Genomic DNA, 12,388 nt, shown 5'->3' on the forward strand with positions numbered 1-12,388 from the left:
AATCAAAATTTAGGCATATTTGTAGCCCATAATTTAAAAGTAATGATCAAAAAAATTCTCCTTTTTTCTTTTATAAGCCTCATCCTGGTAAGCTGTAATAATGATAATGACTTTGTGCTTAACGGTAAAGTTAATGGCCTTAAAAAAGGAACACTTTATCTGCAACGTATAGAAGATACAACACTTGTTAACCTTGATAGTGTGGTGGTTGATGGAGATTCGGAATTTACGCTTGAAGCGAAAATTAAAGAACCACAGATAGTTTATTTGAACCTTGAGAAAATTGACGATTCAGATTATGATGACCGCATCATTATTTTTGCTGAACCTGGTGAGATGACACTCACGACTTCTTTAAAGAATTTTGAAAGTCAGGCAGCTATAACAGGCTCCAGAAATCAATTAAAGCTTGATGAGTATAAGAAAATGGCAATGCGCTTTAACAGTGCAAACCTTGATCTGATAAAAAAGAGTTTTGACGCGCGTAAAAATGAAATGGAAGATTCTATTATTGCGTACGACAAGCAATTGCAAAACCTAACACGCAGAAAATATCTGTACACGGTAAATTATGCAATGAATAATAAAGATCTTGAGATCGCGCCTTATCTGGCAGTTTCAGAAATATTTGATGCTAATGTGAAATACCTTGATACTATTTACTCTTCTTTAACGCCTCAGGTGCGTAAATCAAAATATGGTAAAACATTAAAGGAGTTTATTGAAGAGCGTAAAAACACAGATCAACAAACTCCTATACAATCTTCTGAAGTAATAGAAGAAGAAAAAGAATAATGAGCTTAAAGCGCATTTATTCTATCAATAAGCGCGCGGCCTTTTTCTTCTAGTTCAACGCGAACGCTTTTTAAATTTGCTTTGCGATCTTCAACGCTCTTATCGTTTACTTTCGCTATAAGCGTATCAAAAGTTGCAATTGCGTCATCAATGATCGCTTCTGCTTCTGTTTGATCTTCTGTAGGATTTATTGCTTGCCAGATGTAAACAGCGTCAATAATATCTCCTAATACATAATTGATATCTTTTTTAAGATCTCGTATACTTGCCATACTTTAAATTTTCGGCAAAAATACGGCTATTTTATGTCTTTAAAGGTATACTTCGAGAAATTCACAAGCTTCTGCAGAAACTTCCACATCTTCTGATTTTGCAGGTATTAACAGCGTTTTTCCTGCTTCTAGGGCGGTTTTTTCACCATTAAATGCATATTCCAGCTTGCCAGAAACAACGATCAGGATTGTAAAAGATTCTTTCCTATTAATAGAATAACTTTGATTCTCTAACTTTTGCCAGTCTGTTTTAAAGTAAGTATGGTGCTTTAACGTCTGGGGTTTGTTAGGCTCTTTGTCATATTCTAACTTAAAATCCTGAGTGGGATTAAAATCCAGAACTTCCAGCGATTCTTCTACATGAAGGTCTCTTAAATTGCCGTGGTCATCTTTGCGGTTATAATCATAAACGCGATAAGTAACATCTGAGGTTTGCTGTATTTCGGCTAAAAGTACTCCGCCACCTATTGCATGTATTCTGCCCGCATTAATAAAAAATGAATCACCGGGTTTTACCACGTGTGTATCCATCGCATCTACTACAGTAAGATTTTCAATATCCTTACTAAAAGATTCTTTAGTAACTCCTTCTTTAAACCCTACAGTTAATTCTGCGCCTTTATCTGCCTGCATAATATACCACATCTCTGTTTTACCAACACCTGTGGGCGAAGTTTCATCAGATGGATGTACTTGAATTGACAAGTCACTTGCCGCATCTATAAACTTGATAAGTAACGGAAATTGTTGACCAAAACGCTCATAGACAGTTTTACCCAATAAACCTTCAGGATCTACAGCTATCGCTTCTTTTAATGTTAAACCTTTAAGTTCGCCATTGTTTACAATGCTCTGCCCTTCAGTAAGATCTGCGATCTCCCAGCTTTCACCCATTTTGGCATTAGCATCATTTCCTTTTTTGAAAAGATTATATAGTTTTTGCCCTCCCCAGATCTTTTCTTTTAAGACCGGTGTAAATGTAAGCGGATAATGATTACTTGTCATTAGTTAGATTTTTTACGGCTGCGAGAGCCTTTGTAATATGAGATTGAGCTTTCATGCTATTATAGCGCATGACCAGCTTTCTTTGTTTATCAAATATAAAAGTTTCTCTGCCGGGAATAAGACCTAATAATTCAGATTTTACACCAAACTGCTTTCTTACTCTACCATCAGGATCTGAAAGCATTGTAAATGGTAAATCGTATTTTGTAGTAAATCTTGAATGTGAACTTTCGCTGTCATTACTTATACCTATAACCTCTGCTCCCAATTCTTTAAATCCTGAATAATTATCGCGAAAGCTGCAGGCTTCTTTTGTGCAGCCGGGTGTGAAATTTTTAGGATAGAAATAAATGACTAGAATTTTTTCACTTTTTACTGAAGCTAAATTGAAAGCGTTACCTTCCTGATCCTTAAGTACAAAATCTGGAATTTTATCTCCTTCTTTTATCATGCTCCTGTATAGGTTACAAAATTGCGCGGTGTCTCATAGAGTGTTATCTCTAAGTCAAATTTACTATCAAGTTTCGCCTTGAGCTTGTTGTAAATAACGACACAGATATTTTCTACCGTAGGATTGAGTGTTTTAAATTCTGGCACATCAAGATTGAGATTTTTATGATCAAAAGGATCTTCAACTTCAGACTTGATAAGATCTTTTACAATTTTGAGATCGATAACATAGCCTGTTTCAGGATCTATTTCTCCTGTTACTCCTACGGTAAGCTCATAGTTGTGACCATGATAATTGGGATGGCTGCATTTACCAAAAATTTCCATATTCTTGGCATCGCTCCAGTCTGCTTTAAAAAGTCTGTGGGCAGCATTAAAATGTGCCTTGCGCTTAACGGTTACTCTCATACAGCAATATGATTGTAAAATTGATCAAAAATGATCTTAAACCATTCTGTATATATATCGGGATTGGTCTGCATATCTTCTTTTACATCTTCTAGTTTCATCCACTTCCACTCTGCAACTTCTGCCGGATTTATGTCTGGAACTGCATTAAATTCTCCCAGCAAAATATAGTCATACTCATGCTCTGTAAGACCATTATCAAAGGGTGCTTTATAGATAAATGACATAGCCTCCCGCAAGGGAACACTAAAACCCATTTCTTCTTGTAAACGTCGCACGCCGGCTTCTATATTGGTTTCACCATCACGTTGATGACTACAGCACGTATTTGTCCACAGACCGGGAGAATGGTATTTATTAAGAGCTCTGCGTTGTAGCATAAGCTCATTGTCATCATTAAAAACAAAAACTGAAAATGCACGATGTAGGAGCGCTTTTTCATGAGCTTCCATTTTTGGCATTAGTCCTACTTTATTATCATTTTCATCTACTAGAATAACCAGTTCTTCTGTCATAGCTTTTTATAGGGAATCAGGGACCTCGAAAAATATGAAGGTAAATCTTAATTAATTAATACGAGGCAGACCTCGGGGGTTCTAAAATTTTCACTTTGCGGTAAAGTTACAAAATACGACTATCCTGAACCAAAAAAGAAAGCCTCCCAAAACTGGAAGGCTTCATTATTATTTAACGAAAATAAAAAATCCCTTTTACAGCAACAAAAGCTGGTTTTTTATCCCAAAAAACAGATTTATTTTAAAGCGATTTTTAAACATTAAAGAGCGATTTTTAGCTCATTTTAACCAGTTTTTGAATTAGAAGAAACGCGGTGTTAACATTCTGTCGTAGCGTTTAAAAAGCTCAAATCTTATGAAAGCCTCATAGGAACCGTTGTTATAGGTGGCATTTCCTAAATCTGTTGCTTCTCTATCATAAGCAAAACCTACAAGCAGACCGTCTGATACCTGGAAACCTACTAAACCGCTTAAAGCTGCGCTCCATCTGTAAGCTGCACCTATAGTAAACTTATCATAGAACATGAAGTTTGCACTTACATCTACTTGTAAAGGAGCTCCTACAACCGCTTTAACCATGGTGCTAGGTTTAAATTTTACATTATAGCTTAGAGGAAAAACATAACCTACCAACGCATAATAATGTATTAATTCTTCCTGAACAAATGTTGATGCGCTCTTAGAGCCACTGCGATCAAAGTGATCTGTCTGCAGTAAATTAGGAGCAGATAATCCTGCGTAGAAATTGTCATCATGGTAAAATAAACCAACCCCCACATTAGGCGATAATTTATTGTCTATGTTTTGGAGGTCAGGATCACCTTCATTATAAGGATTGGTACGCGTAAAATCGACATCTAATAGATTTATTGCTCCCTTTATACCAAAACTCAGAAAACCCGTAGGTCCTGTTTCTATTGTATAACTAAAATCTGCGTTGAAATAGGTTTCCCTTGCAGGACCCAAAGCGTCATTCACAATACTAAAACCCATACCCATATTGCTAATTCCTATTGGGCTGTGTACCGAAAGATTTTGAGTTGTAGGAGCTCCGTCAAGACCCACCCATTGACTTCTGTGAAGTAACATTATACTAGTTACTCCACGATTACCTGCATACGCCGGGTTTATAACCAATGGGTTATACATATACTGGGTATACTGCGGGTCCTGTTGTGCAAATCCTACAGAACCCATTAGCAGTAAAGTGACTAAAAATAAAAGTATGCTATATTTTCTTTTCATAGTAAATATACTTCTGTGCTTACCCATTATTAATTAATGTATAGGAAGCCTGCCAATTTTCTTATTTCTCCTTCGCTGGTTTCATAATTAACTACATAGTAATAGGTACCTGTAGGTAATCTTTCTCCTCTGCGTATGGTTGCTCTTCCGTCAGAATATCCTCTAAAGACATTATCGGTCATTGGGTTATAACCTTTAGCCTTGTACACTTGTACTCCCCACCTGTTAAAGATTTCAACAGTATTGTTAGGGAAATTCTCGATGTTCTGAATCATGAATATATCGTTCATCCCATCACCGTTAGGCGTCATAACATTGTGAATTATGATATCTTCTATTGGTAACACCCCCTGAAATTCTACAATTGTAGGGTCGTCTGGTTCACCGTCACCATTTGCATCATAATCTGTAGAATCATTAGGATCATCAGATAGATCTTCAAATAAAGCGCCTGCCAAATTAGTACCACTAACAGTAGCTTGATTAATTACAGAACCTTCTTCAATATCACTTTCTGTGATTGTATAGATGGCTGTAAATGTTGTAGAATCTTCAGCTCCACCCTCAAGATCTACAGGACCACCTTCCACATCTACTATAGGATCCTCAATGATTATATCATAAATAGTTACTTGACTATTATTGATTACTCTAAAGGAATAGGTTATGGTTTCTCCAACTTCCGGAATACCATCCCCATCTTCATCATTAAGTACTGCGCTTTTTTCAAGACTTAGAGAAACAAGTTGTGGTAACACGGTTACCGTGGGGTCATCCTCTAAATTGCTGTTGTCATCCGAAGTGTCTGTTACCGTACCGCCCTGGGGGTCTGTCCCGCTGGCCAATGCCGTATTAGTGATCTGACCCTGGTCGATATCTGTCTGGGTGATGGTATAGCTCGCCGTGGCTGTGCCCGATTCGCCAGGTAATAAGGTAGCCGGAGTGATCGCAAGATCACTGATGCCGATCAAAGTATCTTCGATCATTACTCCTATGATGGTCACATCTCCTGTGTTGGTTACACTAAAGCTGTAGCTGATCGTCTCACCCACCTGCGCATAACCGTCTCCGCTCTCATCCGTGAAGGTACCCGTCTTGATAAGACCGATAGCACCTGCTCCGGGTAGGTTCGTGACCGTGGGGTCATCCTCTAAATTGCTGTTGTCATCCGAAGTGTCTGTTACCGTACCGCCCTGTGGGTCTGTTCCGCTGGCCAGTGCCGTATTAGTGATCTGACCCTGGTCGATATCTGTCTGGGTGATGGTGTAGCTCGCCGTGGCTGTACCCGATTCTCCAGGTAATAAAGTAGCCGGAGTGATCGCAAGGTCGCTGATGCCGATCAAAGCATCTTCGATCGTTACTCCGCTGATGGTCACATCGCCTGTGTTGGTCACACTAAAGCTGTAGCTGATCGTCTCACCCACCTGCGCATAACCGTCTCCGCTCTCGTCCGTGAAGGTGCCTGTCTTGATAAGACCGATAGCACCTGCTCCGGGTAGATTCGTTACCGTGGGGTCATCCTCTAAATTGCTGTTGTCATCCGAAGTGTCTGTTACCGTACCGCCCTGGGGGTCTGTTCCACTGGCCAATGCCGTGTTGGTGATCTGACCCTGGTCGATATCTGTCTGGGTGATGGTGTAGCTCGCCGTGGCTGTACCAGTCTCGCCAGGTAATAAGGTAGCCGGAGTGATCGCAAGGGCACCGATACCGATCAAAGTATCTTCGATTGTTACTCCACTGATGCTCACATCTCCGGTATTGGTCACACTAAAGCTGTAGCTGATCGTCTCACCCACCTGCGCATAACCGTCACCGCTCTCATCCGTGAATACTCCCGTCTTGATAAGACCAATAGCACCTGCTCCGGGTAGGTTCGTTACCGTGGGATCATCCTCTAAATTGCTATTATTATCTGAAGTGTCTGTTACCGTACCGCCCTGGGGGTCTGTCCCGCTGGCCAGGGCCGTGTTGGTGATCTGACCCTGGTCGATATCTGTCTGGGTGATGGTGTAGCTCGCCGTGGCTGTACCAGTCTCGCCAGGTAATAAGGTAGCCGGAGTGATCGCAAGGGCACTGATACCGATCAAAGTATCTTCGATCGTTACTCCGCTGATGGTCACATCTCCCGTGTTGGTCACACTAAAGCTGTAGCTGATCGTCTCACCCACCTGCGCATAACCGTCACCGCTCTCGTCCGTGAATACTCCCATCTTGATAAGACCGATAGCACCTGCTCCGGGTAGGTTCGTTACCGTGGGGTCATCCTCTAAATTGCTGTTGTCATCCGAAGTGTCTGTTACCGTACCGCCCTGTGGGTCTGTCCCGCTGGCCAGTGCCGTATTAGTGATCTGACCGTGGTCGATATCTGTCTGGGTGATGGTGTAGCTCGCCGTGGCTGTGCCAGTCTCGCCAGGTAATAAGGTAGCCGGAGTGATCGTAAGGGCACTGATACCGATCAAAGCATCTTCGATCGTTACTCCGCTGATAGTCACATCTCCCGTGTTGGTCACACTAAAGCTGTAGCTGATCGTCTCACCCACCTGCGCATAACCGTCACCGCTCTCGTCCGTGAAGGTGCCTGTCTTGATCAGACCGATAGTGCCTGCTCCGGGTAAGGTAGTGACCGTTGGATCGTCCTCTAAATTGCTGTTGTCATCCGAAGTGTCGGTTACAGGTTGTCCAGCAGGGTCTGTACCTGTAGCAATAGCCGTGTTGGTGATCTGTCCCTGGTCGATATCTGTCTGGGTGATGGTATAAGTCGCTGTGGCTGTACCCGATTCGCCAGGTAATAAAGTAGCCGGAGTGATCGCAAGGTCGCTGATACCGATCAAAGCATCTTCGATCGTTACTCCGCTGATAGTCACATCTCCCGTGTTGGTCACACTAAAGCTGTAGCTGATCGTCTCACCCACCTGCGCATAACCGTCACCGCTCTCATCCGTGAAGGTGCCCGTCTTGATAAGACCAATAGCACCTGCCCCGGGTAGGTTCGTTACCGTGGGGTCATCCTCTAAATTGCTGTTGTCATCCGAAGTGTCTGTTACCGTACCGCCCTGGGGGTCTGTTCCGCTGGCCAGTGCCGTGTTGGTGATCTGACCCTGGTCGATATCTGTCTGGGTGATGGTATAGCTCGCTGTGGCTGTGCCCGTCTCGCCAGGTAATAAGGTAGCCGGAGTGATCGTAAGGGCACTGATACCGATCAAAGCATCTTCGATCGTTACTCCGCTGATGCTCACATCGCCTGTGTTGGTCACACTAAAGCTGTAGCTGATCGTCTCACCCACCTGCGCATAACCGTCACCGCTCTCGTCCGTGAAGGTGCCTGTCTTGATCAGACCGATAGTGCCTGCTCCGGGTAAGGTAGTGACCGTTGGATCGTCCTCTAAATTGCTGTTGTCATCCGAAGTGTCGGTTACAGGTTGTCCAGCAGGGTCTGTACCTGTAGCAATAGCCGTGTTGGTGATCTGTCCCTGGTCGATATCTGTCTGGGTGATGGTATAAGTCGCTGTGGCTGTACCCGATTCGCCAGGTAATAAAGTAGCCGGAGTGATCGCAAGGTCGCTGATACCGATCAAAGCATCTTCGATCGTTACTCCGCTGATAGTCACATCTCCCGTGTTGGTCACACTAAAGCTGTAGCTGATCGTCTCACCCACCTGCGCATAACCGTCACCGCTCTCATCCGTGAAGGTGCCCGTCTTGATAAGACCAATAGCACCTGCCCCGGGTAGGTTCGTTACCGTGGGGTCATCCTCTAAATTGCTGTTGTCATCCGAAGTGTCTGTTACCGTACCGCCCTGGGGGTCTGTTCCGCTGGCCAGTGCCGTGTTGGTGATCTGACCCTGGTCGATATCTGTCTGGGTGATGGTATAGCTCGCTGTGGCTGTGCCCGTCTCGCCAGGTAATAAAGTAGCCGGAGTGATCGCAAGGGCACTGATGCCGATCAAAGCATCTTCGATCTTTACTCCGCTGATGGTCACATCTCCCGTGTTGGTCACACTAAAGCTGTAGCTGATCGTCTCACCCACCTGCGCATAACCGTCACCGCTCTCATCCGCGAATACTCCCGTCTTGATAAGACCGATTTGAGAATTAGATATAATAATATTAACTACCGCTGTATCAGAATCTCCATTAGCATCTTCAATTTTGTATGTTATAGAATCAACTCCATCATAATCCGCATTGGGAGTATATATAAGAGTATCGTCAGTAGGATCTGTTGGTGTATCATTATCATCCACACTCGCTGTGCCATGTTCCGGGCCAACTGTGATCGTGATAGGGCTACTGCCAGCGCCGTCGCCACCAAAATCATCATTGCTGGTTACTGCAGGAGTTAAAATATTTGAATTACTATTCTCTAATAATGTGTAATTATCATCATTAGCAATTGGCAAATCTGAATCATCAGGAGTTACTGTGATAATCACTTCTGCACTATCGCTGTCACCATTGCTATCGGTGATCTCATAAGTAATGCTATCTGTTCCGTTGTAATTAGCTTCAGGCGTGTATATGATCGTATCGTCGGTTGGATCTGAGGGTGTACCATTATCATCCACACTCGCTGTACCATGTTCAGGTTCAACTGTGATCGTGATCGCTCTACTGCCAGCACCGTCTCCGCCAAAATTATCATTATTGGTTACTGCAGGAGTTAAAGTTGTAGCTCCGCTGTCTTCTCCTACCGTATAAACATCATCAGTAGCTACAGGGACATCAGCATCCGAAGCATCAGGGGTTACAGTAATGCTTACTACTGCTGTATCACTGTCACCATTGCTGTCTGTGATCTCATAAGTAATGCTATCTGTTCCGTTGTAATTAGATTCAGGCGTGTAAATGATCGTATCGTCTGTTGGATCTGTGGGTGTACCATTATCATCCACACTCGCTGTACCATGTTCAGGTTCAACTGTGATCGTGATTGCTGTACTGCCAGCACCGTCGCCACCAAAATCATCATTGCCGGTTACTGCAGGTGTAAGTGTCGTTGCTCCGCTGTCTTCTCCTGCCGTATAAGCATCATCAGTAGCTACAGGGACATCAGCATCCGAAGCATCAGGAGTTACTGTAATCGTTACTTCTGCTGTATTACTGTCACCATTGCTGTCTGTGATCTCATAAGTAATGCTATCTGTTCCGTTGTAATTAGATTCAGGTGTGTATATGATTGTATCATCTGTTGGATCTGTTGGTGTACCATTATCATCCACACTCGCCGTGCCATGTTCCGGTCCAACGGTGATCGTGATGGGGCTACTGCCAGCACCGTCTCCGCCAAAATCATCATTACCGGTTACTGCAGGAGTTAAAGTTGTCGCTCCGCTGTCTTCTCCTACCGTATAAGCATCATCAGTAGCTACAGGTACATCAGCATCGGAAGCATCAGGGGTTACTGTAATCGTTACGTCTGCGGTATCGCTGTCGCCATTGCTGTCTGTGATCTCATAAGTAATGCTATCTGTTCCGTTGTAATTAGCTTCAGGCGTGTAAATGATCGTATCGTCGGTTGGATCTGTGGGTGTACCATTATCATCCACACTCGCCGTGCCATGTTCAGGTTCAACCGTGATCGTGATCGCTGTACTGCCTGCTCCGTCGCCACCAAAATCATCATTATTGGTTACTGCAGGAGTTAAAGTTGTAGCTCCGCTGTCTTCTCCAACTGTATAAGCATCATCAGTAGCTAAAGGTACATCTGCATCGGAAGCATCAGGAGTTACTGTAATCGTTACTTCTGCTGTATCACTGTCATCATTGCTGTCCGTGATCTCATAAGTAATGCTATCTGTTCCGTTGTAATTAGCTTCAGGCGTGTAAATGATCGTATCGTCTGTTGGATCTGTGGGTGTACCATTATCATCCACACTCGCCGTGCCATGTTCCGGGCCAACGGTGATCGTGATCGCTGTACTGCCAGCACCGTCGCCACCAAAATTATCATTGCCGGTTACTGCAGGAGTAAACGTCGTTGCTCCGCTGTCTTCTCCAACTGTATAAGCATCATCAGTAGCTACAGGGACATCAGCATCGGAAGCATCAGGGGTTACTGTAATCGTTACATCTGCACTATCACTGTCACCATTGCTGTCCGTGATCTCATAAATAATACTATCTGTTCCGTTGTAATTAGCTTCAGGCGTGTAAATGATCGTATCGTCTGTTGGATCTGTGGGTGTACCATTATCATCCACACTCGCTGTACCATGTTCAGGTTCAACTGTGATCGTGATTGCTGTACTGCCAGCACCGTCGCCACCAAAATCATCATTGCCGGTTACTGCAGGTGTAAGTGTCGTTGCTCCGCTGTCTTCTCCTGCCGTATAAACATCATCGCTAGCCACAGGGATCTGATTAATAGTTTTAATTGTAAAAACTTCAGAAAAAATACACCCGTTATCATCAGTAGCGGTAAAGTTATAATCACCTGTATCCAGATTTGAATATGTGTTTGTAGATGAATCAAATGTAGCAGAAGGACTTATTGTATATGTATAATTTCCGGTACCACCGGTAATTGTAAAAATTGCTTCTCCATCATTAGCTTCAAAACCGTTTTCATCTGAAATATCAAAAGAGACACTTATTACTTCTGGTTCATTAATAGTCACTTCAGAATTAACCTCGCACCCATGTGCATCTGTTACTAATACTGAATAATTTCCAGCAATGAGGCCATTTATGTCTTCTGTAGTTTCGCCATTACTCCATACATAAGCATATGGCGCTGTTCCTCCTGAAACACTTAAATTTATAGAACCGTCTGAACCTCCAAAACAATTTACATCTTCTTTTGAAGTACCAGCAGTCAATACCTCAGCTGGTTCGGCTACTGTTACATTTTTTATTAATGAGCAACCATTTGCATCTGTTATAGTAATTTCATAATTACCTGCTTCAAGAGCATCAATATCTTCTGTAATTTCACCATTATTCCATGAGTAGGTGTACGGTGAAGAACCGCCCTGAATTGTAAGATCAATTGCACCATCATTACCTCCTTTACACAATACATCAGTAACATTTAATGTAGCCGAAAGTGCATCAGGCTCAGATATCGTAGTACTTTCTATTATTTGACAGCCATTTGCATCAGTTATAGTAACGGTATAACCATTTGCTGCTAAATCGCTAATATCTTCGGTGGTTTCACCATTATTCCATTCATATGTATATGGGGCTGTACCGCCTTCTACAGTTAAATCTATTGCCCCTGTAGAACTGCTATTACATAAAATATTATTTACTTTAAAGGAAGAAGATAATGCCTTAGCTGGTTCATTTATTTTTGTATTCCCTTCAACTGTGCAGCCTGCGGCATCTGTGACAGTGACAAAATATTCTCCGGCTTCAATATTTGCGAGATCTTCAGTAGTCGCACCATTTGTCCATGCGTAGGTATAAGGTGTTCGCCCGCCATTTACAACAAGGTCAATATTTCCTGAAGCTTCACCATAACACGCCACATCTGTAACTACGAAAGTCACAGCAAGATTCGTTTTTACCGTTATAGTGGCAATATCTGCATCATCCTCAACAGGAGTTTGTGCGTAACCATCAAGTGTAAAAGCACCTGAAATAACTACAAACAGAATAAAAGAGAAGTAAGCCGAAGTTCTCCTTAGGTCCTGTTTTATTTGATTTAAAAGAAGTAAAATTATTTTCATCTACTTTTTATTTTCAGAGCTGTTA

The 12,388-nt window shown here is 42.7% G+C and carries 8 protein-coding genes; 1 reads left to right on the plus strand and 7 read right to left on the minus strand.

Annotated features, from left to right (window positions below; all coding sequences use genetic code 11):
- Window positions 1-42 precede the first annotated feature (42 nt).
- Window positions 43-795 (plus strand): DUF4369 domain-containing protein, encoded by a 753-nt coding sequence (locus ACH3O9_RS01735; RefSeq protein ID WP_416443764.1) that lies wholly within the window; start codon window positions 43-45, stop codon window positions 793-795.
- A gap of 5 nt (window positions 796-800) precedes the next feature.
- Here the strand turns inward: ACH3O9_RS01735 and ACH3O9_RS01740 are convergent, their stop codons facing one another.
- The 7 genes from ACH3O9_RS01740 to ACH3O9_RS01770 form a co-directional block, all read right to left on the minus strand.
- Window positions 801-1,067 (minus strand): hypothetical protein, encoded by a 267-nt coding sequence (locus ACH3O9_RS01740; RefSeq protein ID WP_416443766.1) that lies wholly within the window; start codon window positions 1,065-1,067, stop codon window positions 801-803.
- A 39-nt stretch (window positions 1,068-1,106) separates the two neighbouring features.
- A complete protein-coding gene (locus tag ACH3O9_RS01745; protein WP_416443767.1) occupies window positions 1,107-2,072 on the minus strand; it encodes a type I phosphomannose isomerase catalytic subunit in 966 nt (321 codons plus the stop codon).
- On the minus strand, window positions 2,062-2,523 hold the full coding sequence (locus ACH3O9_RS01750; protein ID WP_416443769.1) for a peroxiredoxin: 462 nt from the start codon (window positions 2,521-2,523) through the stop codon (window positions 2,062-2,064). The genes ACH3O9_RS01745 and ACH3O9_RS01750 overlap by 11 nt, the downstream gene beginning before the upstream one ends.
- Window positions 2,520-2,930: a 6-pyruvoyl trahydropterin synthase family protein gene (locus ACH3O9_RS01755; protein ID WP_416443771.1), complete on the minus strand. Its 411-nt coding sequence runs from the start codon at window positions 2,928-2,930 to the stop codon at window positions 2,520-2,522. The genes ACH3O9_RS01750 and ACH3O9_RS01755 overlap by 4 nt, the downstream gene beginning before the upstream one ends.
- Window positions 2,927-3,445, minus strand: a complete 519-nt coding sequence (idi, locus tag ACH3O9_RS01760; RefSeq protein ID WP_416443773.1) for an isopentenyl-diphosphate Delta-isomerase — start codon at window positions 3,443-3,445, stop codon at window positions 2,927-2,929. The genes ACH3O9_RS01755 and idi overlap by 4 nt, the downstream gene beginning before the upstream one ends.
- Window positions 3,446-3,745: 300 nt before the next feature.
- Window positions 3,746-4,690 carry a type IX secretion system membrane protein PorP/SprF gene (locus ACH3O9_RS01765; protein WP_416443775.1) on the minus strand — a complete coding sequence of 315 codons (945 nt, stop codon included), beginning with the start codon at window positions 4,688-4,690 and terminating at the stop codon, window positions 3,746-3,748.
- 29 nt (window positions 4,691-4,719) lie between these two features.
- Window positions 4,720-12,363 carry an Ig-like domain-containing protein gene (locus ACH3O9_RS01770; RefSeq protein WP_416443777.1) on the minus strand — a complete coding sequence of 2,548 codons (7,644 nt, stop codon included), beginning with the start codon at window positions 12,361-12,363 and terminating at the stop codon, window positions 4,720-4,722.
- Between the last annotated feature and the right edge of the window lie 25 nt (window positions 12,364-12,388).

Source organism: Leeuwenhoekiella sp. A16, assembly GCF_047946675.1.
Lineage (GTDB): Bacteria > Bacteroidota > Bacteroidia > Flavobacteriales > Flavobacteriaceae > Leeuwenhoekiella.

Excerpts from the sequence above, each read along its gene's own strand:
- ACH3O9_RS01770 (WP_416443777.1), bottom strand. The coding sequence starts at position 12,363 with ATGAAAATAATTTTACTTCTTTTAAATCAAATAAAACAGGACCTAAGG.
- ACH3O9_RS01765 (WP_416443775.1), bottom strand. The coding sequence starts at position 4,690 with ATGAAAAGAAAATATAGCATACTTTTATTTTTAGTCACTTTACTGCTA.
- ACH3O9_RS01735 (WP_416443764.1), top strand. The coding sequence starts at position 43 with ATGATCAAAAAAATTCTCCTTTTTTCTTTTATAAGCCTCATCCTGGTA.
- ACH3O9_RS01745 (WP_416443767.1), bottom strand. The coding sequence starts at position 2,072 with ATGACAAGTAATCATTATCCGCTTACATTTACACCGGTCTTAAAAGAA.
- ACH3O9_RS01740 (WP_416443766.1), bottom strand. The coding sequence starts at position 1,067 with ATGGCAAGTATACGAGATCTTAAAAAAGATATCAATTATGTATTAGGA.
- idi (WP_416443773.1), bottom strand. The coding sequence starts at position 3,445 with ATGACAGAAGAACTGGTTATTCTAGTAGATGAAAATGATAATAAAGTA.
- ACH3O9_RS01755 (WP_416443771.1), bottom strand. The coding sequence starts at position 2,930 with ATGAGAGTAACCGTTAAGCGCAAGGCACATTTTAATGCTGCCCACAGA.
- ACH3O9_RS01750 (WP_416443769.1), bottom strand. The coding sequence starts at position 2,523 with ATGATAAAAGAAGGAGATAAAATTCCAGATTTTGTACTTAAGGATCAG.